This is a genomic window from Streptomyces sp. NPDC002602 (assembly GCF_042889445.1).
Taxonomy (GTDB): Bacteria; Actinomycetota; Actinomycetes; order Streptomycetales; family Streptomycetaceae; genus Streptomyces.
Genome location: NZ_JBIAQX010000006.1, coordinates 113,053 through 136,466 on the forward strand (window position 1 = coordinate 113,053; position 23,414 = coordinate 136,466).

The following is a 23,414-nucleotide window of genomic DNA, read 5'->3' on the forward strand; positions in this document are numbered from 1 at the left end:
GAAGAGGATGAACCGAACGATCGGTCGGTCGGGGGACCGGCGGCCGGCCGACAAACTCTGACAGGGAGCCCGCAATGGTCACAGTGACCCCGGAGTCCGGGCAGGAAGAAGCCCTGGGGGCCGACCTCGGGGGCCGGCTGCTGGCTGCCTTCGACGCCGCCGTGGCCGCGGACGAGCGAGTGGAGCCGCGCGACTGGATGCCCGACGAGTACCGCGCCTCCCTGGTCCGCCAGATGGCCCAGCACGCGCACTCCGAGATCATCGGCATGCAGCCCGAGGCCAACTGGATCACCCGCGCGCCCTCGCTCCGCCGCAAGGCGATCCTGATGGCCAAGGTCCAGGACGAGGCCGGCCACGGCCTGTACCTGTACAGCGCCGCGGAGACCCTCGGCACCAGCCGCGACGAACTCCTCGACAAGCTCCACTCGGGCAAGCAGAAGTACTCGTCGATCTTCAACTACCCCACCCTGACCTGGGCCGACGTCGGCGCGATCGGCTGGCTCGTGGACGGCGCGGCGATCACCAACCAGGTTCCGATCTGCCGCTGCTCCTACGGCCCGTACGCCCGCGCCATGGTCCGGATCTGCAAGGAGGAGTCCTTCCACCAGCGCCAGGGCTTCGAGCTGCTGATGGCGCTCTCGAAGGGCACCGAGGAGCAGCACGCGATGGCGCAGGACGCCGTCGACCGCTGGTGGTGGCCCTCGCTGATGATGTTCGGCCCGCCGGACGACGAGTCGGCGCACTCCGCGCAGTCCATGGCCTGGCGCATCAAGCGCCACACCAATGACGAGCTGCGCCGGCGCTTCGTGGACATCGCCGTGCCGCAGGCCGAGGCGCTGGGCCTGACGCTGCCCGACCCGCACATCAAGTGGAACGAGGAGAGCGGACACCACGACTTCGGCGCCATCGACTGGGCCGAGTTCTGGGACGTCCTCAAGGGCAACGGCCCCTGCAACGAGGAACGCCTCACGCGCCGCCGCACGGCGCACGAGGAAGGCGCCTGGGTCCGCGACGCGGCCGCGGCGTACGCCGAGAAGCAAGCGAGCAAGGCAAGCACCGAAAGCGAGGCACGGGTATGACGCAGAACTGGCCCCTGTGGGAGGTGTTCGTGCGCTCACGCCGCGGCCTCTCGCACACGCACGCCGGAAGTCTCCACGCACCGGACGCGGAGATGGCCCTGCGCAACGCCCGTGACCTGTACACGCGGCGCAACGAGGGCGTCTCGATCTGGGTGGTGCCCTCCACAGGGATCACCGCCTCGTCCCCCGACGAGCGGGACCCGTTCTTCGCCCCGTCCGCCGACAAGCCGTACCGGCACCCCACCTTCTACGAGATCCCCGAGGGGGTGCGCCACCTGTGAGCGGCACCGACACCACCACCGAGACCAGCCCCGCCACGCTCCGCCCAGCCGCCCTCGCCCTCGGCGACGACGCGCTGATCCTGTCCCACCGCCTCGGCGAGTGGGCGGGCCACGCCCCCGTCCTGGAGGAGGAGGTCGCCCTCGCCAACATCGCCCTCGACCTGCTCGGACAGGCCCGCGTCCTGCTCTCCATGGCCGGGGACGAGGACGAGCTGGCGTTCCTGCGCGACGAGCGGTCCTTCCGCAACCTCCAACTGGTCGAGCAGCCGAACGGCGACTTCGCCCACACCATCGCCCGCCAGCTCTACTTCTCCCTCTACCAGCACGAGCTGTACACGGTGCTGGCCGCGGGCGACGGCCCGTTCGCCCCGCTGGCGGCCAAAGCCGTCAAGGAGACCGCGTACCACCGCGACCACGCCGAACAGTGGACGCTGCGGCTCGGCGACGGCACCGAGGAGAGCCGCGCCCGGATGCTGACCGCGCTGAACGCGCTGTGGCGCTACACCGGGGAGATGTTCCGGCCGATCGACGGGCTCGACGGCGTGGACTGGCAGGCCCTGGAGCAGCGTTGGTCGGCCGCCGTGGGCGCCGTGCTGGAGCGGGCCGGGCTCACCCTGCCCGAAGGTCGGCGCACGGGCGCCTGGGCCGCCGGCGCCGGCCGCGAGGGGCTGCACACCGAGTCGTTCGGGCGGATGCTCGCGGAAATGCAGCACCTGCACCGCAGCCACCCGGGAGCGTCGTGGTGACCACCGGCACGGAGATGACCCGGCTGGAGGCCGAGCTGGCCGACCTGGCCGGGTCGGTCCCCGACCCCGAGCTGCCCGTCCTCAGCCTCGCCGAGCTCGGCGTCATGCGCGGGGTCCGGATGTACGACGACGGGCACGTCGAGGTCACCCTCACCCCGACCTACACCGGCTGCCCGGCCATCGAGGCGATGTCCGACGACATCCGGCGGATCCTGACCGACCACGGCATACCGGAGGTCCGGGTGCGGACGGTCCTGGCCCCCGCCTGGTCGACCGACGACATCAGCGCCGAAGGCCGCCGCAAGCTGGCCGAGTTCGGCATCGCCCCGCCCCGCCCCCATTCCGCCGGCGGACCGGTCCCGCTCACGCTGTCGGTCCGCTGCCCCCACTGCGGATCGACCGACACCGAGCTGCTCAGCCGGTTCTCCTCCACCGCGTGCAAGGCGCTGCGCCGCTGTGTCGCCTGCCGCGAACCGTTCGACCACTTCAAGGAGCTCTAGATGGCCGTGTCCCCGCCGTCGCCCACACCGGTGTCCGCGCGCCCCGCGCGCCACGGCGCGTTCCACTCCTTGACGGTGGCGGCGATCGACCGGCTCACCGACGACTCGGTGGCGCTGACCCTGAGCGTGCCGCAGGAGTTGCGCGCCGAGTACCTCCACGCTCCCGGCCAGCACCTCACCCTGCGCCGACGCGGCCCGGAGGGGACGGAGGTCCGCCGTACGTACTCGATCTGCTCGCCCGCGCCCGGCGCCGCCGGTCCCGCGCTGCTGCGGGTCGGGGTGCGCCTGGTGGAGGGCGGGGAGTTCTCCACGTTCGCGCACAAGGAGATCGCCGCCGGCGACGTGCTCGACGTGATGGTCCCCGCCGGGCGGTTCGTGCTGGACCCGGCGGCCGCGCCGGCCGCCGCGTACTATGCGGCGATCGTCGGCGGCAGCGGGATCACCCCGGTGCTGTCGATCGCCGCCTCGCTGCTGTCGGCCCGACCCGACGCCCGGTTCTGCCTGGTGCGCAGCGACCGTACGGCCGCCTCGACGATGTTCCTGGAGGAGGTCGCGGACCTCAAGGACCGCTACCCGGACCGCTTCCAGTTGGTGACCGTCCTGTCCCGCGAGGAGCAGGAGGCCGGGCTGCCGTCCGGCCGGCTGGACGAGGAGCGCCTGACGACGCTGCTGCCCGCGCTGCTGCCGGTGGCCGAGGTGACCGGCTGGTTCCTGTGCGGCCCCTACGGCCTGGTGCAGGGCGCGGAACGGGCCCTGGGCGCGCTGGGCGTCGGCCGGACCCGGGTGCACGAGGAGATCTTCCACGTCGAGGACGCCGCCCCGTCGGCCCCGGTCCGTACCGCGACCGCCACCCAGGGGCGCGTCACGGCGCGGCTCGACGGCCGCTCGGGCACCTGGCCCGTCGAGGACGGCGAGTCCCTGTTGGACGCGGTGCTGCGCAACCGCGCGGACGCCCCGTACGCCTGCAAGGGCGGGGTGTGCGGCACCTGCCGGGCGTTCCTGGTGTCGGGCGAGGTCCGGATGGACCGCAACTTCGCGCTGGAGACGGAGGAGACGGAGGCCGGCTTCGTGCTGGCCTGCCAGTCGCACGCGGTGACGGAGGAAGTGGAGATCGACTTCGACCGCTGACCCGACCGGACCGCCTGCCCCGGGGGCCGTGCGCTTCCAGGGCCGCTCGTTCTTCCCCGCACGTTCTCGGGGCCGCGCGTTCTCGGGGCCGCGCGTTCTCAGGGCCGCGCGTTCTCAGAGCCGCGCGTTCTCGGGGCTGTGCATTCTCGGGGCTGTGCATTCTTCCTTCCCCGCGCATGCTCGGGGCTGTGCATTTTCAAGAACCTATTCTATCTTGACGCCCCGTCAGGTCTGAACGGGATCCGGTGCACGCGGGAGGACAGGCAGTGGACTTCACCTTCACCGAGGAACAGCAGGCGGCCGTCGAGGCGGCGAGGGCCGTGTTCGCGGACGTCGCCCCCGACGGCGTGCCCAGCCCCGCCCTCTCGCCCGGAGCCGTGGCCGACGACTTCGATCGCCCCCTGTGGGCCGGGCTCGCCGGATCCGACCTGCTGAGCCTGGTCCTCGCCGAGGAACACGGCGGTGCGGGACTCGACGCCATCGCCCTGTGCCTGGTGCTCCGCGAGGCGGCGAAGGTGCTGGCCCGGGTGCCGCTGCTGGAGCACTGTGCCACCGCCATGGCCGTCCAGGCCCACGGCAGCACCGAGTTGGCGGCCGCCCTGCTGCCCGGCGCCGGTCGGGGCGAGATCGTCCTCACCGCCGCCGCGCACGGTCGCACCGGCCACGATCCCGCCGAACTCGCCGTCTCCGCACGGCGGGACGGCGCGCACTGGGTCCTGGACGGGGTGCAGACCTCCGTCGCCTGGGGGCACAACACCGACTGGATCGCCGTCCCGGCCCACGCCGGGGAAGGTGAGGCCGTGCTCGCGCTGGTGCCGCGCACCGGCGAGGGGGTGACCCTCGCGGACCAGTACTCGACGAGCGGGGAGCGGCTCGCCGAGCTCTCCCTGGACGGCGTACGGGTGCCCGCGACGCACCTTCTCGACGCGCCCGACGCCTGGGACGGACTCCGCCGGCTGCTGACCACCGGCACGTGCGCGCTCGCGCTCGGGCTGGGGGAGGCCGTGCTCACGATGACCGGCCAGTACACCGGCAAGCGCGAGCAGTTCGGCTTCCCCATCGCCACTTTCCAGGCCGTGGCCGTCCAGGCGGCCGACCGCTACATCGACCTGCGGGCCATGGAGGTGACCCTCTGGCAGGCCGCCTGGCGGCTCGAATCGGCGACGGCCGGCGCGGGCGGGCCGCTGCCGATCGCCGGGGACGTCGCGGTGGCCAAGATCTGGGCCTCGGAGGGCGTACGCCGGGTCGTGCAGACCGCCCAGCACCTGCACGGAGGCTTCGGCGCCGACACCGAGTACCCGCTGCACCGCTACCACGCATGGGCCAAGCAACTGGAACTCCAGTTGGGCCCGGCCGCGGCGCACGAGGAGGCCCTGGGCGACCTGCTGGCCGCCCACCCCCTCGCCTGAGCGAACCCCGGGGGCGCGACCCCCGTGCGGACTACAGCACGAAGGCCGGGTTCCCGTTGTCCGTCACCATCGGGCGCCCGGCACCGTCCCAGGCCTGCATGCCGCCGTCGATGTTCACGGCGTCGATGCCCTGGCGCACCAGGTACTGGGTGACCTGCGCGGAGCGCCCGCCGACCCGGCACATCACGTGCACCCGGCCGCCGTCCTCGATGGCCTCGGTCAGCTCGCCGAAGCGGGCGACGAAGTCGCTCATCGGGATGTGCAGCGCGCCCTCGACATGTCCGGCCGCCCATTCGTCGTCCTCACGGACGTCCAGGACAAAGCCTTCGGAGGGCACCGCGGCGGCGTCCACCGAGGGAAGCGGTCCGAAGTTCATAGCTGTCGCCTTCTCTCGTCACGAATCCGGCTGCCAACCTATCCGACCGCCCACCGACGCCCCAGCCACCAGGCGCCGCCCGCCCCGCGCGCGAGGCGCCTCCCGGCGCTCCGCGCCGCCGCGCTACCCGGCCAGTTCGGCGAGTTCCGACTCTCGCTCGGACACCCGCTCCAGCAACTGTTCCGCGATCTCCTCCAGCAGCCGGTCCGGATCCTCCGGCGCCATCCGCAGCATCGACCCGATCGCGCTGTCCTCCAGCTCCCGCGCCACGACCGCCAGCAGTTCCTTGCGCGCCGCCAGCCACTCCAGCCGGGCGTACAGCTCCTCGCTCTCGCTCGGCCGGGCGGCCTCCGGCACGGGGCCCGCCGCCCACTCCTCGGCCAGCTCGCGCAGCGCCTTCTCCTCGCCCCGCCCGTAGGCCGCGTTGACCCGCATGATGAAGGCGTCGCGCCGCTCCCGCTCGGTCTCGTCCTGCGCGAGGTCGGGGTGCGCCTTGCGGACCAGCTCGCGGTAGAGCTTGCGCACCTCTTCCGACGGCCGCACCCGCTCCGGAGGCCGCACGGACCGCTCGGTGAGCATGGCGGACGCGTCGTCGGACATCCCGTCCGAGTCCAGCCAGTCGTTGAACAGCTCGTCGACACCGGGCATCGGCATCACCAGGGCGCGTGCCTCGTGCGCCCGTCGCAGATCCTCGGGGTCACCGCTGCGCGCCGCCTTGGCCTCCGCGATCAGAGCGTCCAGCTCGTCGAGACGCGAGTACATCGGTCCGAGTTTCTGGTGGTGCAGGCGGGAGAAGTTCTCGACCTCCACCCGGAAGGTCTCCACCGCGATCTCGAACTCGATGAGCGCCTGCTCGGCCGCCCGTACCGCCCGGTCCAACCGCGCCTCGGGCCGCTCCTCACCGGCCCCGGCGGCGTCACCGGCGGCGTCGGAGCCACCGACACCACCGGACTCACCTGCACCACCGGACTCACCGGCCCCACCGGCGCCGACACCGGCGTCGGTGGACGCGACGGGCTCTTCGGGAACTGTCTGGTCGCTCTGCTCGGTCTGCTCGCTCACCCGGCCACCCTAAGGCCGGTCCGGCCGGTCCGGTCGGGCCGATGTTTCACGTGAAACACTCAGACCCCGGCCTCGGCCGCGATCCGCCCGTTGCGCACGGCCGTCACCAGGACCTCGTGATCGGCCTCGCTGCGGTCCGCGTAGGCCACCGCGAAGTCGGCCATGGCCTCGTCCAGCTCCTCGTTCTTGCCGCAGTACCCGGCCAGCAGTCGGGGATCGACGCTGTGCGCGTGCGCCCGGGCCAGCAGGGCCCCGGTCATCCGGCCGTAGTCGTCGATCTGGTCCACGGCCAGCGCCGCCGGGTCCACGCTGCCCTTGCGGTTGCGGAACTGGCGCACCTGGAACGGCCGCCCCTCCACCGTGGTCCAGCCCAGCAGGATGTCCGAGACCACCTGCATCCGCTTCTGCCCGGCCACCACCCGGCGCCCGTCATGCTCCTCCGGCGCCGCGTGGAAGCCCAGCGCGGGCAGGTGCGGAAGCAGCACCGAGGGCCGGGCCTCCTTCACCTGGAGGACCAACGGCTCTCCCCGGTGGTCCAGCAGCAGCACCACGTACGAGCGCGTCCCGACGCTCCCGGTCCCGACCACGCGGAAGGCCACGTCCTGGATCGCGTACCGGGCCAGCAGCGGCAGCCGGTCCCCCTGGAGGGTGTGCAGGTACGGGCCGAGCGAGGCCGCCACGGCCGCGGCCTCGGCGTCGCCGACCCGGCGCAGCACGGGCAGCGCGTCCACGAAGCGGCGCCGTCCGTCGGTCCCGACCTCCGTCGACCGGGCGGCGAACCGGGCCGAGGTGTTGTTGCGGGCCTTCTCCGAGACCCGCTCCAACGTGCCCAGCAGATCCCGCGCGTCGGCGTGCGAGACCAGTTCCTCGTCGGCGATGGCGTTCCAGGCGTCCAGCGCCGGCAGCTTGGCCAGCAGCCTCAGGGTCCGGCGGTACGCGCCCACCGCGTCCAGGGCCGCGGCCCGGCAGGTGTCCTCGTCGGCCCCGGCCACCCGCCCCGCCAGCACCAGCGAGGTCGCCAGCCGCTTGACGTCCCACTCCCACGGACCGAACTCGGTCTCGTCGAAGTCGTTCAGGTCGATGACCAGTCGCCCGCGCGCGTCCCCGTAGAGGCCGAAGTTCGCCGCGTGCGCGTCACCGCAGATCTGGGCGCCGACACCGGTCACCGGACCGCCGGACAGGTCGTGCGCCATGAGACCGGCCGACCCGCGCAGGAACGCGAAGGGGTTGGCGGCCATCCTGCCCACCCGTATCGGCGTCAGCTCGGCGACCCGGCCCACATTGGACTCCTCGACGGCCCGCACGGCGTCGGGCCGGTCGGTCGGGGGCTCGAACAGCGCGTGCGCCGTGCGCGGCACCCGCAGCCTCAGCGCCTTGCCGGCCTCCTTGGGGGATCCCCCCTCGACGCGGGGGGCGAACCCCTCCACCACCGGGATCCGCCCGCCGTCCGTCACGTCAGCCGCTCTCTCGCGCTGCCCCGGTACCGTCGCCATGCCTGCCGCCCCCACCCGTAACGTCGTACTCGGCCCGCGTCATCGACGCGGGCCCCGACCGTATCTACAGGCCCGCGTCCCTGGCCAGCAGGGCCGCCTGCACCCGGTTCTCGCACTTCAGCTTGGCCAGGATCCGGCTGACGTAGGTCTTCACGGTGGCCTCGCTCATGTGCAGTCGGCGCCCGGCCTCCGCGTTGGACAGTCCCTCGCCGAGCAGGGCGAGCACCCCCCGCTCCCGCTCGCTCAGCCCGGCCACGCGACGACGGGCCTCCTCGCCCCGCCCGGTGGACTGCCCGGAGGCCAACTGGTCCACCACGTGCCGGGTCGCCGCGGGCGAGAGGTAGGCGTCGCCGGCCGCCGCGGCCCGCACCGCGCCGATCAGTTCACCCGGCGCGGAGTCCTTCAGCAGGAACCCGGCGCCGCCCTCGCCCAGCGCGCGCAGGACGTTCTCCCGCTCGCCGAAGGTGGTGAGGATCAGGGCCCGCACCTCGGGCACGGCGCGGCCCAGTTCGCCCAGTGCCGTCAGCCCGTCCATGACCGGCATCTGGATGTCGAGCAGCATCACGTCCGGGTGGTGTGCCCGGGCCAGTTCCACCGCCTCCCGGCCGTTGGCCGCCTCCGCCACGACCTCGATGTCCGACGCCGAGGTCAGGATCATCCTTATGCCCGCCCGGATCAGCGGCTCGTCGTCGGCGATCACGACGCGGATCACTCTGGGTGTCACCCGTGCTCCTACTGCTTGACCTCGTACGTCTGTTTGTCGACGAGCTTCCCGTCCTTGAAGCAGAACCGGTAAACCGTATCGGTGTTCAGCCGCGTCTCCTCCGCGGAGAGCAACGCCACGCAGTCCGTACCGGGCGGCTGCTTCGGCCCCTTCCCCGCCAAGCCCGACGTCAGGATGCTGTCGCCGTCGGGCAGCCGCCCGCGGACCGCGTCCTCCGCCTCGCCCACGTGCGTCGAGTCGTACTCCGACTCGCTGATCATGGCGTTGTTCGCGGTACCCACCAGCAGGGCCACGCCCGCCCCGAGGACGATGACGAGCAGGACCACCGCGGCGACCGCGATGCCGCAGCCCAACGCGACCCCGCCGGTGCGGCTGCGTCCGCGGACCGCCAACTCCCGGTCGACGGCCGCCCAGTCCATCGGCGGCGCGCCCTTCAGCCCCATCGCCTGCGTCTGCTGGCCGAAGTCGTCGGCCATGTCCTCGACCGTCCCGGCCGGTTCCGCCCCGTACGGCAGGACGCCCGCCACCCGGAACCCGCCGCCCTCGCCGGCCCCCGTGTGGACCATGCCGCCGACCAGTCGGGCCCGCTCGCGCAGCCCCGTCAGCCCCTGCCCGCCGGACACCACCTCGCCGGCCCCCGGGCCCTCCGCCGGGCCGTTGGCGATCTCCACCACGAGGGAGTCGTCCTCGTACCGCAGTTCCACCGTGATCCGCGCCCCCGGGGCGTGCTTGTAGGCGTTGGTGAGCGCCTCCTGTGCGATTCGGTACGCCGCGTGGTCGCAGGCCGCCACCAGCGGCCGCTGCCGACCCGAGACGGTCAGCCGGACGTCGGTGCCCGCGATCCGCGCCGCCTCCACGAGCCCGGCGATGCCCGCCACCCCGCGGGCAGCGGGCTGCGACGCCTCCTCCACGGGGACCGGCGCCTCGACCCCGTCGCGCAGGATCCCGACCACCTCGCGCAGTTCGTGCATCGCCGCCACCGAGGCGTGCCGCAGCACCCCCACCGCCTCGCGCTGGCGGTCGGTGAGTTTCGGGTCCACCTCAAGGGCGCCGGTGTGCACCGAGATCAGCGCCAGTTGGTGGCCCAGGCTGTCGTGCATGTCCTGCGCGATGCGCTGCCGTTCCCGCAGTCGAGCCTGCCCGGCGACCATCGCCCGCTCGCGCATCAGTTGCCCGTTGCGCTCCTGGAGGGCGCGCAGCAACGTACGGCGCTGGGACCAGTACCGGCTGGCGAGACCCGGCATGACGGTGACGGCCAGGAACATCAGCGTGGAGAACACGATCGTCAGCAGGAGCCGTGTGTGCGACCACTCGGCCACCACACTGAAGCCGACCTCCGCGACGAAGGCGGCGGTGAAGGCCCCCAGGGCCCGACCGACGTCCTCGATCCGGCGCCCCGCCGACCAGCCCAGCAGGGCCGTGATCAGGAACGTTCCGGGCAGGAACGGCGACACCGCCGCACCCACGATCAGCGTGGTCGCGGGCAGCCGCCGGCGCAACAGCGTCAGCGCCACCACGGCCAGGACGCCGGCCGACATCCGCAGCGGGGTGCCGTTGTCGAGCTCCTCGATCCCCAGGCCGAGCAGGGCGATCACACCGGCCATCGCCAGGTCCCCCGCCACCATCCGGCGGGACCAGGGCTCCGGCCCCCTCAGCCAGTCCCGGCCCGCACGCATCCCCGCCGTCGCTTCCACGCGCCCGACCCTAGACACCCGCGCGCGTCGCCCGCCGCCCACTTTCGTCGCGCCCCGCCCGACGAAAGTCTGACGTCGCGCGAAGGCCTCGGGGGACGACGGCGTGAAGACCGCGGAGAGAGGGCCGTCACACATCGCCCCCGGACACGACGAAAGAACCCCCACTCCGGATTTCCCCGGAGTGGGGGTTCTCTCAATTCGACCCGAGTGGTTCGAGAACCAATCGAAGTGGGCGAGGGGGGATTTGAACCCCCACGTCCCGAAGGACACTGGCACCTGAAGCCAGCGCGTCTGCCGTTCCGCCACTCGCCCGAGCGGCTACCAGTGGATCTTCCCTTTCGGGCCGTTCCCCTGGCGACGTCGAAAGATTAGCACGCCAGACGGGGTGGAATCACATCCCTTTTCCCGCTCCCCCCACCTCACCCTCGACAGCCCCTCCCGCACTCCCGTCCCGGTGCGGGACACTGTCCCTTGAGCGCCCCTACGATCGCTTGTGAGGACCAACACTCATCGGCACGAGGCCGAAGGGGAACCAGCCGAATCCGCCACGCGTGGATACGATCAGTAAGCAGTACAGGGCGACAACGACGGAGGAGGTGCCCCATGGGAGTCCTGAAGCGGTTCGAGCAGCGACTCGAAGGTCTGGTGAACGGCACCTTCGCCAAGGTGTTCAAGTCCGAGGTCCAGCCGGTGGAGATCGCCGGCGCCCTCCAGCGGGAGTGCGACAACAACGCCACCATCTGGAACCGCGAGCGGACCGTCGTACCCAACGACTTCATCGTGGAACTCAGCGCCGGCGACTACGACCGCCTGAGTCCCTACTCCGGTCAGCTCGGCGACGAGCTCGCGGGCCTCGTCCGCGACTACGCCAAGCAGCAGCGCTACAGCTTCATGGGGCCGATCAAGGTCCATCTGGAGAAGGCCGACGACCTCGACACGGGCCTCTACCGCGTCCGAAGCCGTACGCTCGCCTCCAGCACCTCCCAGCCCGGCGGCGGCCCCCTGGCGCAGGCCCCGGCTCCCGACAGCCCGCAGGGCGGATACGGGTACCCCCCGGCCGCCGCCCCGCCCATGCCCAGCGCCCCGCCCCCCGGCGGACCCGGCGCCCGCAGGACCGCCCCCGGCGGCCCCGGCGGAGCGGCCCCCATGACTTCCGGCGGCGCAGGCACCACGCGCCGTTGGATCGAGATCAACGGCACCCGCCATCAGATCTCGCGCGGCACGCTCGTACTCGGCCGAAGCACCGAGGCCGATGTGCGGATCGACGACCCCGGCGTTTCCCGCCGGCACTGTGAGATCCGGACCGGAACGCCCCCGACGATCCAGGATCTGGGGTCCACCAACGGCATCGTGGTGGACGGGCAGCACACCACCCGCGCTACGCTCCGCGACGGCTCGCGGATCGTCGTGGGCAGCACCACCATCATTTATCGGCAAGCCGAAGGGTGAAGCGGGGGCAATGTCAGAGCTGACCCTGACGGTCATGCGGTTGGGTTTCCTGGCCGTTTTGTGGCTGTTCGTCATCGTGGCCGTCCAGGTCATTCGCAGCGACCTCTTCGGAACGCGAGTCACGCAACGCGGCTCCCGCCGGGGAGGCGCCAACAGCGCTCCGCAACAGTCGGGGCGGCAGTCCGCGCCACCACAGCAGCGCCAGCGGCGCGGTGCGCCGACCAAGCTGGTCGTCTCGGAGGGCACCCTCACGGGCACCACCGTCGCCCTCGCCGGGCAGACGATCACGCTGGGTCGCGCCCACGACTCGACGATCGTGCTGGACGACGACTACGCGTCGAGCCGTCATGCCAGGATCTACCCGGATCGTGACGGCCAGTGGATCGTCGAGGACCTCGGGTCCACCAACGGCACGTATCTCGACCGGACCAGGCTGACCACCCCGACGCCCATTCCGCCGGGCGCCCCGATCCGCATCGGCAAGACCGTCATCGAGCTGCGGAAGTAGTACCAGAATGAGCGAGCGGAGCGAGCGAGCCGCGGCGGTCCGTCCCACCGGGGACTGCGACCGGAGCGCGCTCCCGACCGGAGGGTGGGCAGTGTGGCTCGAGACCGGTTGTACCCGGAGGCATCGTCGACAGGGCAGGTGCGCATGAGTCTGTCCCTGCGGTTCGCCGCCGGATCGCACAAGGGCATGATCCGCGAGGGGAACGAGGACTCCGGCTACGCCGGGCCCCGTCTCCTCGCGATCGCCGACGGCATGGGCGGCCAGGCCGCCGGTGAGGTCGCGAGCTCCGAGGTGATCTCCACGCTCGTGCAGCTCGACGACGACGTCCCGGGCTCCGACATCCTCACCGCGCTCAGCGTGGCCGTGCAGCGCGCCAACGACCAGTTGCGCGTCATGGTCGAGGAGGACCCCCAGCTCGAAGGCATGGGCACCACGCTCACCGCCCTGCTGTGGACCGGCCAGAGGCTCGGCCTCGTGCACGTCGGCGACTCCCGCGCCTACCTGCTCCGCGACGGTGTCCTCACGCAGATCACCCAGGACCACACCTGGGTGCAACGGCTCGTCGACGAGGGCCGGATCACCGAAGAGGAAGCCACCACCCACCCGCAGCGCTCGCTGCTGATGCGTGCGCTCGGCAGCGGCGACATCGTCGAACCCGACCTGTCGATCCGCGAGGTCCGCGCCGGCGACCGCTACCTCATCTGCTCCGACGGGCTCTCCGGCGTGGTCTCCCACCAGACCCTGGAGGAGACCCTCGCCGACTACCACGGCCCCCACGAGACCGTGCAGGCGCTGATCCAACTCGCCCTGCGCGGCGGCGGACCCGACAACATCACCTGCATCGTCGCCGACGTCCTCGACACCGACAGCGGCGACACCCTGGCCGCCCAGATCAACGACAGCCCGGTCGTCGTGGGCGCGGTCGCCGAGAACCAGCACCAGCTGTTCGACGGCAACGCCATGCAGACCCCCGCCGGCCGCGCCTCCGGGCTCGGCCGCCAGGCCCCCCCGCCCGCGGGCTCCTTCGGCCCTCCCGGCAGCGGCGAGGCCACCGGCTACGGCTACCCCGACCAGGAGCAGGGCAAGGGCGGCGGCGCGTACGGCAGCTTCGGCGAACCCGACGCCTACGACGCCGAAGAGGACACGTACGACCACCCGCGCAGACGTCGCGGCAAGGGCCGCAAGTGGACCGTGCGCACGCTGCTCCTGCTGCTCGTGGCCGGGCTCATCGGCGGCGGCGTGTACGCAGGCCACCGGTGGACGCAGACCCAGTTCTACGTGGGCGTCAAGGACGAGCACGTGGCGCTGTACCGCGGCATCAGCCAGAACCTCGCGTGGATCAACCTCTCGAAGGTCGAGGCGGATCACCCCGACATCGAACTCAAGTACCTGCCGCCGTTCAAGCGCAAGCAGGTCGAGGCCACCATCAGCGAGGACAGCCTCGACGGAGCGCGTCAGAAGATCGACGAGCTCAGCGCGCAGGTGTCCGCCTGCAAGAAGGACGAAGCCCGCCGCGCCGCCGAGGCGAAGCCCAGCACGACACCCGGCCCCAGCCTGACCGCCGCCGAGCGGCAACTGGCCGGCCAGTGCGAAAAGCAGTAGAGATACGCGGGCGCAGGGGGCCTGCCACACCATGAGCGTTGTCACCAACACGACCACCATCGGCGCCATCGAGGCGCCGAGCCGGCGGAACACCGAGCTCCTGCTGCTCGGCTTCGCCGTGGTCATCCCGATCTTCGCCTACGCCAACGTGGGCCTGGCCATGAACGGCTCCCTGCCCCCGGGCATGGTGACCTACGGTCTCGGCCTCGGCGTCCTGGCCGGTCTCGCGCACGTCGCCGTGCGTCGCTACGCGAAGTACGCCGACCCGCTGCTGCTGCCGCTCGCCACCCTGCTCAACGGCCTCGGGCTGGTGCTGATCTACCGGCTCGACCAGTCCGAGCGGCTCCAGAACCTCGCGAAGCGGAGCTTCGGCGCGTTCTCCGAGTCGGCGCCGCGGCAGATGATGTACACGGCGATGGCGCTGGCCATGTTCGTGGGCGTGCTGCTGGTCCTCAAGGACCACCGGGTGCTCCAGCGGTTCACGTACATCTCGATGGCGGCCGCGCTGGTCCTGCTGATCCTGCCCGTCGTCCCGGGCCTGGGCGCCGACGTCTTCGGCGCGAAGATCTGGATCAGCGTCGGCGGCTTCTCCATCCAGCCGGGCGAGTTCGCGAAGATCGTCATCGCGATCTTCTTCGCCGGCTACCTGATGGTCAAGCGTGACGCCCTGGCCCTGGCCAGCCGCCGCTTCATGGGGCTCTACCTGCCGCGCGGCCGCGACCTCGGCCCGATCCTGATGATCTGGGCGATGAGCCTGCTCGTCCTCATCTTCGAGAACGACCTCGGTACCTCGCTGCTGTTCTTCGGCATGTTCGTGATCATGCTGTACGTCGCCACCGAGCGCACGAGTTGGATCGTCATCGGCCTGCTCATGTCCGTCGGCGGCGCCGTCGTCGTCGGCACCACCGCGAGCCACGTCAAGGCCCGTGTGGACGCCTGGCTCGATCCCTTCGCCTGCTACGCCAAGTCCGGGGCCTGCGAGCAGGTCGGCCAGTCGATCATGAGCTTCGGTTCCGGTGGCGTCCTCGGCACCGGCTGGGGACAGGGCAACTCCGACCTGATCGGCTTCGCCGCCAACTCCGACTTCATCTTCTCCACGGTCGGCGAAGAACTCGGCCTGGCCGGCGTGATGGCCTTCCTCCTGATCTACGGCCTGATCATCGAGCGCGGTGCCCGCACCGCCCTCGCCGCCCGGGACCCCTTCGGCAAGCTGTTCGCCATCGGTCTCTCCGGCGCCTTCGCCATCCAGATCTTCGTCGTCGCCGGCGGAGTCATGGGCCTCATCCCCCTCACCGGCATGACGATGCCCTTCCTCGCTTCGGGCGGCTCCTCCGTCCTCGCGAACTGGGTCCTCATCGCCATCCTCATCCGGATCAGCGACACCGCACGGCGCCCCGCTCCGGCCCCCGCTCCGTCCCCCGACTCCGAGATGACCCAGGTGGTTCGTCCGTCATGAACAAGCCCCTGCGTCGCATCTCGCTGTTCTGCGGGCTCCTCGTCCTCGCGCTGCTCGTGCGGACCAACTGGTTGCAGTACGTCCAGGCCGAGGACCTCAGCACGCGCAAGGAGAACCGCCGGGTCCAGATCGCGCAGTACGCCACGGAACGCGGCAACATCATCGTCGAGGGCAAGCCGATCACCGGCTCCTCCGTGACCGACGGCAGTGACTTCAAGTACAAGCGGACCTACCTCGACGGCCCCCTGTGGGCGCCCGTCACCGGGTACGCCTCGCAGGCCTTCGGCTCCACGCAGTTGGAGAGCCTCGACGACGGCATCCTCACCGGCAACGACGACCGGCTGTTCTTCGACCGCACCATCGGCATGTTCACCGGCGAGAAGAAGGCCGGCGGCAACGTCATCACCACCCTGAACGCGGCCGCGCAGAAGGCCGCGTTCAAGCAGTTGGGCAACAAGAAGGGGGCCGTCGCGGCGCTCGACCCGCGCACGGGCGCCATCCTGGCCCTGGTCAGCACCCCCTCGTACGACCCGTCCAGCTTCGCGGGCTTCTCGAAGAACGACGAGAAGGCCTGGGTCCAGCTGAAGGACAGCGAGGAAAAGAACCTGGTCAACCGCGCCCTGCGCGAGACCTACCCGCCGGGCTCCACCTTCAAGGTGGTCACGGCCGCGGCCGCCCTGGAGAACAACGTGGTGAGCGACATCAACGCCGCCACGGACACTCCCGAGCCGTACATGCTGCCCGGCACCCGGACCCCGATGGTCAACCACGCGAGCGGCTGCGAGAAGGCGACGCTGAACTTCGCGCTCCAGGTCTCCTGCAACTCCGTGTTCGCGAACATGGGCGACAAGGTCGGCCGCGACAAGATGGTCGAGACCGCCCAGAAGTTCGGCTTCAACAGCACCGTCGACACCCCGGTCCGCGCCTTCGCCAGCGTCTACGACAAGACCATGGGCAAGGACGGCAACGCGCAGAGCTCCATCGGTCAGTTCAACACCGCCGCCACCCCGCTCCAGATGGCCATGGTCACCGCCGCCATCGCGAACGACGGCAAGCTGATGAAGCCGTACATGGTCGACGCGCTGACCGCTCCCAATCTCGACACCGTCGAGAAGCACGAGCCGCAGGAGATGAGCCGCCCGCTCTCCCCGGCGAACGCGCAGAAGGTCCAGCAGATGATGGTCAACGTCGTCGAGAAGGGCACGGGCACCCCGGCCAAGATCAAGGACGTCGTCGTCGGCGGCAAGACCGGCACCGCCCAGCACGGCGAGAAGAACGCCAAGCGCCCCTACGCCTGGTTCATCTCCTACGCCGAGAACCCCGACGGCACCTCGCCCGTCGCCGTCGCCGTCGTGATCGAGGACAGCGCCGCCGAACGCGAGGACATCAGCGGCGGCGGCCTGGCCGCGCCCGTCGCGAAGGCCGTCATGGAAGCCGTACTGAAGAGCAAGGAATGAGCGTCCGCCGGCACGGCGGGGAGGGTGATCCGGACCACTGATCCGGTCCGGATCGGAGCGTACGGTACCGGTCGGGTATCAGCCTGTGGTCACGAACCGATCACCCACGATCGGCCGGTAGCCTTTGCGCGAACAGCACACCGCCGGACCACACACCGGTGCGGTCGGGACTGACGGAGAGGGCTGCAAGTTATGGAAGAGCCGCGTCGCCTCGGCGGCCGGTACGAGCTGAGCCACGTGCTCGGCCGCGGTGGCATGGCCGAGGTCTACCTCGGTCACGACACCCGGCTCGGCCGTACCGTCGCCGTGAAGACCCTGCGCGCCGACCTCGCGCGCGACCCGTCCTTCCAGGCCCGGTTCCGCCGCGAGGCCCAGTCCGCCGCGTCGCTCAACCACCCGGCGATCGTCGCCGTCTACGACACCGGCGAGGACTACGTCGACAACATCTCCATCCCGTACATCGTGATGGAGTACGTCGACGGATCCACCCTGCGCGAGCTGCTGCACTCCGGGCGCAAGCTGCTGCCCGAGCGCACGCTCGAAATGTGCATCGGCATCCTCCAGGCCCTGGAGTACTCCCACCGCGCCGGCATCGTGCACCGCGACATCAAGCCCGCGAACGTGATGCTGACCCGCACCGGCCAGGTCAAGGTCATGGACTTCGGCATCGCCCGCGCCATGGGCGATTCCGGCATGACCATGACGCAGACCGCCGCCGTCATCGGCACCGCCCAGTACCTCTCCCCGGAACAGGCCAAGGGCGAGCAGGTCGACGCCCGTTCCGACCTCTACTCGGCCGGCTGCCTGCTGTACGAACTGCTGTGCGTCCGACCCCCGTTCGTCGGCGACTCCCCCGTGGCCGTCGCCTACCAGCACGTCCGGGAAGAGCCGCAGCCCCCGTCGAACTTCGACCCCGAGATCACGCCCGTGATGGACGCCATCGTCCTCAAGGCCCTGGTCAAGGACCCCGACTACCGCTACCAGTCCGCCGACGAGATGCGGGCGGACATCGAGGCCTGCCTCGACGGCCAGCCCGTCACCGCGACCGCATCCATGGGCGCGGCCGGCTACGGCTACCCCGACCAGGGCGGCTACGGCCACCAGGGGGGTTACGACCAGCCCACCACCGCCCTGCGCGCGGCGGACTCCGGCCAGACGTCGATGATGCCGCCGGCGGGTTCGGGCGACGGCGGCTACGGATACGGCGACCAGGGCGGCTACGACCAGGGCCACGGCCGGCGGCCGCAGAAGAAGAGCCGTGCCTCGACGATCCTGCTGGTCCTGGCGGGCGTCCTCGTCCTGGTCGGCGCCATCCTCATCGGCAGAACCATCTTCGACGGGAACGGCGCCGACAACCGGGCCAGCGTCCCCAAGCTGATCGGCGACACCCTGGTCGCGGCGCAGGAACGGGGCAAGAACAGCGGCCTCCAGGTGGTCCAGGGCGGCGAGATGAAGTGCGACAACCAGCCGAAGGGCAAGATCTGCGAGCAGGATCCGGCCGCCGACACCAAGGTGGACAAGGGCAGCAGCGTCACGGTCAAGATCTCCTCGGGCGCGCCCCCGGTGGCCGTCATCGACGTGCGCAGCCTGGAGTTCGACAAGGCCGAGGCGGACCTGAAGGCCAAGGGCTTCGAGGTCCAGAAGAAGACCGTGGAGTCCGACCGGCCCGCGGGCATCGTCCTCGATCAGGACCCGAAGTCGGGCACCGAGGCCGAGAAGGGTTCCACGGTCACCCTGACGGTGGCCAAGGAGGTCTCGAAGGGCACGGTCCCGGACCTCACCGGCAAGAACCAGGCGCAGGCCGCGAAGGCGCTCCAGGACGCCAAGCTGAGGCTGGGCAGCGTCACCGAGGAGAACGCCCCCGCCGGCACGCCGGCGAAGACGGTCTTCGCGCAGCAGTACAAGCCGGGCGAGACCCTCGACAAGGACACCACGGTCAACATCACCATCGCCAAGGAGCAGGTGGCCCCGGTCGCCGTGCCGGCGCTGACCGGCCAGACCGTGGGCCAGGCGAAGCAGACCCTCCAGGGGGTCGGCCTGTCCTTCGGCGCGGTCCTCAGCGGGCCTTCCGAGGACGACGCGGTGGTGTTCGACTCCAACCCCGGCGTCGGCAGTCAGGTCCCGACGGGCACCGTCATCAACGTCCGTACCTTCCCCAAGGGCGGCGGCGACAACGGGGGCAACAACGGCGGTAACAACGGCGGCAACGGGGGCTTCATCGGCGGCCTCGGCCGCTGACCGACCCCGCCGCCGCGGCGCGACACTCGAAGGGCCCGGCCCCCTCCCATCGGGAGGGGGCCGGGCCCTTTCCGTCACGTGCGCCCCACGGGCGCCCACAGGGCCCTTCCAGGGCCGTCCGGGGGCCGGGGGACGCCCGGGCGGGACCGCTCAGCGCAGTTCCGCGGGCGGGGTGCGGTCGCCGTCCACCTTCTCGGTCCGCTGCAACTCGCCCCAGACGATGTACCGGTACTTCGAGGTGTACACCGGCGTGCAGGTGGTGAGCGTGATGTAGCGGCCGGCGGTGGTCCGGCCCGACTCCTTGGGGATCGGGCTGAGCACGTCCACGTTGTACTTGGAGGTCTGGCGCAGCTCCGCGAAGACCTTGTACACGTACCAGGTGTCGCGCGTCTCGAAGACGATCGCGTCGCCGTCGCGCAGCTTGTCGATGTTGTGGAACTTGGCGCCGTGCCCGTCCCGGTGCGCGGCCAGCGAGAAGTTGCCCTTGGCGTCCCACGGCAGCGCGGACTTGACCGGCTCCGTGTAGTAGCCGGCGACCCCGTCGTTCAGGACGTCCGGTGCGATGCCCGGCTTGACCAGCACCTCGCCGTTCTTCATCGCGGGCACGTGCAGGAAGCCGATGCCGCCCTGGGTGTCGAGCGCCCCCGGCGCGGCGGGCTTCTGGTCGGAGGAGGCGGGCGAGTTCTGCCACTGCTCGCGGACGGCGTCGCCCTTGGCCGACGCGTGCCGGTCGGCGAGCACGTTCGTCCACCACAGCGAGTAGGCCACGAACAGGCCCAGGACCAGTCCGACCGTGATCAGGAGTTCGCCCAGCAGGCTCAGGAAACCGGCGAGCACGCCGCGATTGCGGGTCGGCGGTGCGGAACGGCGACGGCGGGCACGAGACACTGCGATTCGTCCTCTACGACGTACGAGCGGTCGGGCGGCTCTTCACGGGCCCTCGCGGGCCCCGCCGGCTCTCCGGGGGCTCTTGGTTACGGGCTCTCACTGGCTCTCACGGGCTCTTCAGCGCGGGCGGAGCACCCTGGCTGCGGGGGCGTTCCTCGACCATCCTGCCCCATACGATCATCCGGTAGGTGCTGGTGAACTCCGGGGTGCAGGTCGTCAGTGTGAGGTACCGGCCCGCGGTCGTGAAGCCGGAACCCTCCGGCACCGGCTTGATCACCGACACGTTCGCGGGCGAGGTCTGCGCCAACGCCGAGGTCATCTCGTACGTGTAGTACGCGTCCCGCGTCTCCACCACGATCGGGTCCCCGGGCACCAGCTTGTTGATGTAGCGGAACGGCTCACCGTGGGTGTTCCGGTGTCCGGCCACCGCGAAGTTGCCCTGCTTGTCCGCCGGCATCGCCGTCTTCAGGGAGCCCTCGGAGTAGTGCCCGACGAGCCCCTTGTCCAGCACCTTGGGCTTGCTGATGCCCTCGGCCACCGGCACCTTCACGTCCAGCTTCGGGATGTACATGATCGCGAAGCCCTGGCCGGGCTCGAAGGCCTCGACCTGCGGCGCGGCGGCGGCGCCCGGGTTGCGTTCCCAGTTCTGGCGCAGCGATCCGGCGGCTCCGTCCACCGCCCGCTCCGCCAGCAGGTTCGTGTACCAGAGCTGGTAGGTGACGAACAGCAGCATCACGAGGCCCGTCGTGATGAACAGCTCCCCGAGCGTCCGGCTCAACACCACCAGCGGGCCGCCCGAGCGCGGGGGCCGACGCCGGCGCCCGCCCCGCCTGCGTCCCCGCGCGTGGGAGCGCTTCGCGGCCTGCTGCGCCGCCCTGCGCCGCGCGGCCCGTCCCTCCGTGGGCACGGACGGCGCGACCGACGTCACGCGACGGCCTTGCCCACCACCGGGGCCAGCCCCACCGAACGCCCGACGGCCCCGGTGTCACCGCAGCGCACGAGCCAGTTGGCGAGCATCCGGTGGCCCCACTCGGTCAGCACCGACTCGGGGTGGAACTGCACGCCCTCGACGTCGTGCTCTCGGTGCCGCAGCCCCATGATGATGCCGTCCTCGGTGCGCGCGGTGACCTCCAGCACGTCCGGCAGGGTCAGCGGCTCGGCGGCGAGCGAGTGGTAGCGGGTCGCGGTGAACGGCGACGGCAGTCCCTCGAAGACCCCGAGCCCCTCGTGCGTCACGGGCGAGGTCTTGCCGTGCAGCAGCTCGGGAGCCCGGCCCACCACCCCTCCGTAGGCGACGGCCATCGACTGCATGCCGAGGCAGACGCCGAAGACCGGCACACCGGTCTCCGCGCAGTGCCGCACCATGTCCACGCAGACGCCGGCCTCCTCGGGGGTGCCGGGTCCGGGCGACAGGAGCACGCCGTCGAAACCGTCCTGCGCGTGCGCGAGCTCGACCTCGTCGTTGCGCAGCACCTCGCATTCGGCGCCGAGCTGGTAGAGGTACTGGACCAGATTGAAGACAAAGCTGTCGTAGTTGTCGACAACCAGAATGCGCGCGCTCACGGAGTGGCTCCCGATCCCTCGTCCACCGTCACATCGTTGAACGGAAGGAGCGGCTCGGCCCACGGGAAGACGTACTGGAACAGCACGAAGACCACCGCGAGGACCAGTACGAGAGAGATCAGCGCGCGGACCAACGCGTTGCCGGGCAGGTGCCGCCAGATCCAGCCGTACATTCCGTCCGCGTCCCTTTCGTCCCACGCACCGCGGGGGCGGTACCGCAACAGACTAAAGGCAGCGGCCCGACGACAGGGGTCAGCTCGACAAACCCTCGGGTCCGCCTTCGGCGGCTCCCCGGGTGCCCGTGAGTTCGGCCCAGACGATCAGCCGGTGGCTGTGGCCCCACTCCGGATCGCAGGTGGTCAGGGTCAGGTAGCGGCCGGGGGTGGTGAAGGGGGAGCGCGCGGGCACCGCGTCGACCACCCCGGTCTCGTCGGGCAGGGTGCGCAGCGGCGCGGCCCGGACCGTGTAGGTGTACCAGGTCGTCGCGTCCTTGAGGATCACGCTGTCCCCCGGCCGCAGCTCGGGGATGTCCTTGAAGGGGTCCCCGTACGTGCGCCGGTGCCCGGCGACCGCGAAGTTCCCGGTCTCGCCGAGCCGGCCGCTGCCCGGGTAGTGGCCGAGGCCCTTCTTGAGCAGCTCGGTGCCGGTGCCCTCCAGCACGGGCTTGTTCCAGTCCCGGCCGAAGCGGGGCACGTACATCTCGGCGAAGGCCCGGCCCTCGGGGATCCGCGCGGGCTCCGGCCGTGTCGAGGGGCTCGTCGAGGGGCTCGGGGCGGCCGTCGGCACGGCCGGAGCGGGAGCGGGCGGGTGGGCGGCGGGAGCGGCCCAGCGGTCGCGCATCCGGGCCATCTCCCCGTCCATGGCCCGGTCGGCCTTGACCCCGGTCCACAGGAGCACGTAGGCGACGAACAACACGATCACGGTGCCGACGGTCAGACACACCTCGCTGAACGTCCGTACCAGCAGCCGCAGTGCGACATCAGGGCGTGGCGGATTCCACGGGCTTCGCATAGTGGAGGTCCACTGTGCCGGAGTAGGCCGGGAGTGTCAGCTCCTTGTGCTCCTCCACTTTCCAGCCGAGCCCGTACGCGTTCACGTACAGCTGGTAGTTCTGCAGGGCGGGCGAGGCCGCCAGGGCCTTGCGCAACGCGCGCGGATCGCCGACCGCCGACACCTTGTAGGGGGGCGAGTAGACCCGGCCCTGGAGGATCAGCGTGTTGCCCACGCAGCGCACGGCGCTGGTGGCGATCAACCGCTGGTCCATGACCTCGATGCCCTCGGCGCCACCGAGCCACAGCGCGTTCACCACGGCCTGGAGGTCCTGCTGGTGGATGACGAGGTCGTTGGGCTGGGGTTCGGGAACGTTGGGGATGCGGGCCGTGGCGTTCGGCGGCGCGTCGTTGAGCGTGACCGTCAGACCCTTGCCGGACAGCTCCTCGGTGCCCGAGGCTGTGCGCAGGGCGGCCAGCTTGGCGTCCTCGGCCCTGGTGCTCCCGTCGTCGCGCTCCGCGAGGGCGTCCACCTGGTCGCGCACGGCCGCGGTGGTCCGCTCCAGCTCGGCGTTGTCCTGGCTGCGCTCGTGGATGAGGTCGGACAGCTTCAGGAGTGAGCCGTCCGTGCGAATGTTCGTACCCTTGGACGTGTTGAAACTGGTGACGAAGATGAGGCCGGCCAGGGCGAAAACGGCAGCGGTCAACAACCGGACGGGCCTGGCCCGGCCACGGGGACCCGCGGAGGAGTCGTCGGAATTGCTCAACGTAG

General features: G+C 71.1%; 22 protein-coding genes, 1 tRNA gene and 1 pseudogene. 12 read left to right on the forward strand and 12 right to left on the reverse strand.

The annotated features are described in order from the left end of the window. Nucleotides 1–74 precede the first annotated feature (74 nt). From paaA to ACFYW3_RS18845, 6 genes are all read left to right on the forward strand, one after another. Complete coding sequence (paaA, locus tag ACFYW3_RS18820; protein WP_389386816.1) at nucleotides 75–1,079, forward strand: 1,2-phenylacetyl-CoA epoxidase subunit PaaA; 1,005 nt, start codon at nucleotides 75–77, stop codon at nucleotides 1,077–1,079. Then, complete coding sequence (gene paaB / locus ACFYW3_RS18825) at nucleotides 1,076–1,360, forward strand: 1,2-phenylacetyl-CoA epoxidase subunit PaaB (RefSeq protein ID WP_053675581.1); 285 nt, start codon at nucleotides 1,076–1,078, stop codon at nucleotides 1,358–1,360. The genes paaA and paaB overlap by 4 nt, the downstream gene beginning before the upstream one ends. Then, a complete protein-coding gene (paaC, locus tag ACFYW3_RS18830; protein ID WP_389386817.1) occupies nucleotides 1,357–2,106 on the forward strand; it encodes a 1,2-phenylacetyl-CoA epoxidase subunit PaaC in 750 nt (249 codons plus the stop codon). The genes paaB and paaC overlap by 4 nt, the downstream gene beginning before the upstream one ends. Nucleotides 2,107–2,120: 14 nt before the next feature. Continuing rightward, on the forward strand, nucleotides 2,121–2,606 hold the full coding sequence (paaD, locus tag ACFYW3_RS18835) for a 1,2-phenylacetyl-CoA epoxidase subunit PaaD (protein ID WP_351749935.1): 486 nt from the start codon (nucleotides 2,121–2,123) through the stop codon (nucleotides 2,604–2,606). Continuing rightward, entirely contained in the window at nucleotides 2,607–3,734 is a 1,128-nt protein-coding gene (locus ACFYW3_RS18840) for a 2Fe-2S iron-sulfur cluster-binding protein (protein ID WP_389386818.1), read from the forward strand. Between the two features lie 266 nt (nucleotides 3,735–4,000). After that, nucleotides 4,001–5,143 (forward strand): acyl-CoA dehydrogenase family protein, encoded by a 1,143-nt coding sequence (locus tag ACFYW3_RS18845; RefSeq protein ID WP_389386819.1) that lies wholly within the window; start codon nucleotides 4,001–4,003, stop codon nucleotides 5,141–5,143. Nucleotides 5,144–5,174: 31 nt separating this feature from the next. On the opposite strand, the gene ACFYW3_RS18850 is transcribed toward ACFYW3_RS18845, so the two are convergent. The 6 genes from ACFYW3_RS18850 to ACFYW3_RS18875 form a co-directional block, all read right to left on the reverse strand. Next, the gene (locus ACFYW3_RS18850; protein ID WP_267801881.1) at nucleotides 5,175–5,519 is read right to left on the reverse strand and encodes a rhodanese-like domain-containing protein; all 345 of its coding nucleotides are present in this window, start codon (nucleotides 5,517–5,519) and stop codon (nucleotides 5,175–5,177) included. 123 nt (nucleotides 5,520–5,642) lie between these two features. Then, complete coding sequence (locus ACFYW3_RS18855; RefSeq protein WP_389386820.1) at nucleotides 5,643–6,581, reverse strand: hypothetical protein; 939 nt, start codon at nucleotides 6,579–6,581, stop codon at nucleotides 5,643–5,645. Nucleotides 6,582–6,640: 59 nt separating this feature from the next. Next, the gene (locus tag ACFYW3_RS18860) at nucleotides 6,641–8,074 is read right to left on the reverse strand and encodes a DUF2252 domain-containing protein (RefSeq protein ID WP_389386821.1); all 1,434 of its coding nucleotides are present in this window, start codon (nucleotides 8,072–8,074) and stop codon (nucleotides 6,641–6,643) included. Nucleotides 8,075–8,138: 64 nt separating this feature from the next. Further along, on the reverse strand, nucleotides 8,139–8,798 hold the full coding sequence (locus ACFYW3_RS18865; RefSeq protein WP_351749760.1) for a response regulator transcription factor: 660 nt from the start codon (nucleotides 8,796–8,798) through the stop codon (nucleotides 8,139–8,141). 8 nt (nucleotides 8,799–8,806) lie between these two features. Further along, the gene (locus tag ACFYW3_RS18870) at nucleotides 8,807–10,474 is read right to left on the reverse strand and encodes a sensor histidine kinase (protein ID WP_351749937.1); all 1,668 of its coding nucleotides are present in this window, start codon (nucleotides 10,472–10,474) and stop codon (nucleotides 8,807–8,809) included. A gap of 247 nt (nucleotides 10,475–10,721) precedes the next feature. Then, nucleotides 10,722–10,804, reverse strand: a tRNA-Leu gene (locus ACFYW3_RS18875). Between the two features lie 291 nt (nucleotides 10,805–11,095). On the opposite strand from ACFYW3_RS18875, the gene ACFYW3_RS18880 reads away from it, so the two are divergent. The 6 genes from ACFYW3_RS18880 to pknB all read left to right on the forward strand — a co-directional run bounded on the left by ACFYW3_RS18880 (nucleotide 11,096) and on the right by pknB (nucleotide 19,202). Next, nucleotides 11,096–11,941: a DUF3662 and FHA domain-containing protein gene (locus tag ACFYW3_RS18880; protein ID WP_351749762.1), complete on the forward strand. Its 846-nt coding sequence runs from the start codon at nucleotides 11,096–11,098 to the stop codon at nucleotides 11,939–11,941. A 10-nt stretch (nucleotides 11,942–11,951) separates the two neighbouring features. Then, a complete protein-coding gene (locus ACFYW3_RS18885) occupies nucleotides 11,952–12,449 on the forward strand; it encodes an FHA domain-containing protein (RefSeq protein ID WP_351749763.1) in 498 nt (165 codons plus the stop codon). 144 nt (nucleotides 12,450–12,593) lie between these two features. Then, nucleotides 12,594–14,051, forward strand: a complete 1,458-nt coding sequence (locus tag ACFYW3_RS18890) for a PP2C family serine/threonine-protein phosphatase (RefSeq protein WP_351749765.1) — start codon at nucleotides 12,594–12,596, stop codon at nucleotides 14,049–14,051. 31 nt (nucleotides 14,052–14,082) lie between these two features. Then, nucleotides 14,083–15,507 (forward strand): FtsW/RodA/SpoVE family cell cycle protein, encoded by a 1,425-nt coding sequence (locus tag ACFYW3_RS18895; RefSeq protein ID WP_267798989.1) that lies wholly within the window; start codon nucleotides 14,083–14,085, stop codon nucleotides 15,505–15,507. Then, nucleotides 15,504–16,964 carry a penicillin-binding protein 2 gene (locus tag ACFYW3_RS18900; protein ID WP_351749768.1) on the forward strand — a complete coding sequence of 487 codons (1,461 nt, stop codon included), beginning with the start codon at nucleotides 15,504–15,506 and terminating at the stop codon, nucleotides 16,962–16,964. Before ACFYW3_RS18895 ends, ACFYW3_RS18900 begins: the two co-directional genes overlap by 4 nt. A 192-nt stretch (nucleotides 16,965–17,156) precedes the next feature. After that, entirely contained in the window at nucleotides 17,157–19,202 is a 2,046-nt protein-coding gene (pknB, locus tag ACFYW3_RS18905) for a Stk1 family PASTA domain-containing Ser/Thr kinase (protein WP_351749770.1), read from the forward strand. 150 nt (nucleotides 19,203–19,352) lie between these two features. Here pknB and ACFYW3_RS18910 read toward each other — a convergent pair whose 3' ends face one another. The 6 genes and pseudogenes from ACFYW3_RS18910 to ACFYW3_RS18935 all read right to left on the reverse strand — a co-directional run bounded on the left by ACFYW3_RS18910 (nucleotide 19,353) and on the right by ACFYW3_RS18935 (nucleotide 23,409). Beyond that, complete coding sequence (locus ACFYW3_RS18910; RefSeq protein WP_351749772.1) at nucleotides 19,353–20,090, reverse strand: class E sortase; 738 nt, start codon at nucleotides 20,088–20,090, stop codon at nucleotides 19,353–19,355. A 106-nt stretch (nucleotides 20,091–20,196) separates the two neighbouring features. Further along, a pseudogene (locus ACFYW3_RS18915) lies at nucleotides 20,197–20,874 on the reverse strand (class E sortase); the annotation flags it as partial. 140 nt (nucleotides 20,875–21,014) lie between these two features. After that, on the reverse strand, nucleotides 21,015–21,653 hold the full coding sequence (locus tag ACFYW3_RS18920; protein WP_053675553.1) for an aminodeoxychorismate/anthranilate synthase component II: 639 nt from the start codon (nucleotides 21,651–21,653) through the stop codon (nucleotides 21,015–21,017). Next, complete coding sequence (locus tag ACFYW3_RS18925; RefSeq protein ID WP_030707621.1) at nucleotides 21,650–21,826, reverse strand: hypothetical protein; 177 nt, start codon at nucleotides 21,824–21,826, stop codon at nucleotides 21,650–21,652. The genes ACFYW3_RS18920 and ACFYW3_RS18925 overlap by 4 nt, the downstream gene beginning before the upstream one ends. A gap of 79 nt (nucleotides 21,827–21,905) precedes the next feature. After that, nucleotides 21,906–22,664: a class E sortase gene (locus ACFYW3_RS18930; RefSeq protein WP_351749773.1), complete on the reverse strand. Its 759-nt coding sequence runs from the start codon at nucleotides 22,662–22,664 to the stop codon at nucleotides 21,906–21,908. Then, the gene (locus tag ACFYW3_RS18935; protein ID WP_351749775.1) at nucleotides 22,633–23,409 is read right to left on the reverse strand and encodes a DUF881 domain-containing protein; all 777 of its coding nucleotides are present in this window, start codon (nucleotides 23,407–23,409) and stop codon (nucleotides 22,633–22,635) included. Before ACFYW3_RS18935 ends, ACFYW3_RS18930 begins: the two co-directional genes overlap by 32 nt. Nucleotides 23,410–23,414 lie beyond the last annotated feature (5 nt).

Bases quoted from the DNA above. Each gene is read 5' to 3' on its own strand.
- paaD (WP_351749935.1), top strand. From the start codon at position 2,121: ATGACCCGGCTGGAGGCCGAGCTGGCCGACCTGGCCGGGTCGGTCCCC.
- ACFYW3_RS18925 (WP_030707621.1), bottom strand. From the start codon at position 21,826: ATGTACGGCTGGATCTGGCGGCACCTGCCCGGCAACGCGTTGGTCCGC.
- ACFYW3_RS18895 (WP_267798989.1), top strand. From the start codon at position 14,083: ATGAGCGTTGTCACCAACACGACCACCATCGGCGCCATCGAGGCGCCG.
- ACFYW3_RS18890 (WP_351749765.1), top strand. From the start codon at position 12,594: ATGAGTCTGTCCCTGCGGTTCGCCGCCGGATCGCACAAGGGCATGATC.
- pknB (WP_351749770.1), top strand. From the start codon at position 17,157: ATGGAAGAGCCGCGTCGCCTCGGCGGCCGGTACGAGCTGAGCCACGTG.
- ACFYW3_RS18840 (WP_389386818.1), top strand. From the start codon at position 2,607: ATGGCCGTGTCCCCGCCGTCGCCCACACCGGTGTCCGCGCGCCCCGCG.
- paaA (WP_389386816.1), top strand. From the start codon at position 75: ATGGTCACAGTGACCCCGGAGTCCGGGCAGGAAGAAGCCCTGGGGGCC.
- ACFYW3_RS18885 (WP_351749763.1), top strand. From the start codon at position 11,952: ATGTCAGAGCTGACCCTGACGGTCATGCGGTTGGGTTTCCTGGCCGTT.
- ACFYW3_RS18850 (WP_267801881.1), bottom strand. From the start codon at position 5,519: ATGAACTTCGGACCGCTTCCCTCGGTGGACGCCGCCGCGGTGCCCTCC.
- ACFYW3_RS18900 (WP_351749768.1), top strand. From the start codon at position 15,504: ATGAACAAGCCCCTGCGTCGCATCTCGCTGTTCTGCGGGCTCCTCGTC.
- ACFYW3_RS18870 (WP_351749937.1), bottom strand. From the start codon at position 10,474: ATGCGTGCGGGCCGGGACTGGCTGAGGGGGCCGGAGCCCTGGTCCCGC.
- ACFYW3_RS18930 (WP_351749773.1), bottom strand. From the start codon at position 22,664: ATGCGAAGCCCGTGGAATCCGCCACGCCCTGATGTCGCACTGCGGCTG.
- paaB (WP_053675581.1), top strand. From the start codon at position 1,076: ATGACGCAGAACTGGCCCCTGTGGGAGGTGTTCGTGCGCTCACGCCGC.
- ACFYW3_RS18880 (WP_351749762.1), top strand. From the start codon at position 11,096: ATGGGAGTCCTGAAGCGGTTCGAGCAGCGACTCGAAGGTCTGGTGAAC.
- ACFYW3_RS18860 (WP_389386821.1), bottom strand. From the start codon at position 8,074: ATGGCGACGGTACCGGGGCAGCGCGAGAGAGCGGCTGACGTGACGGAC.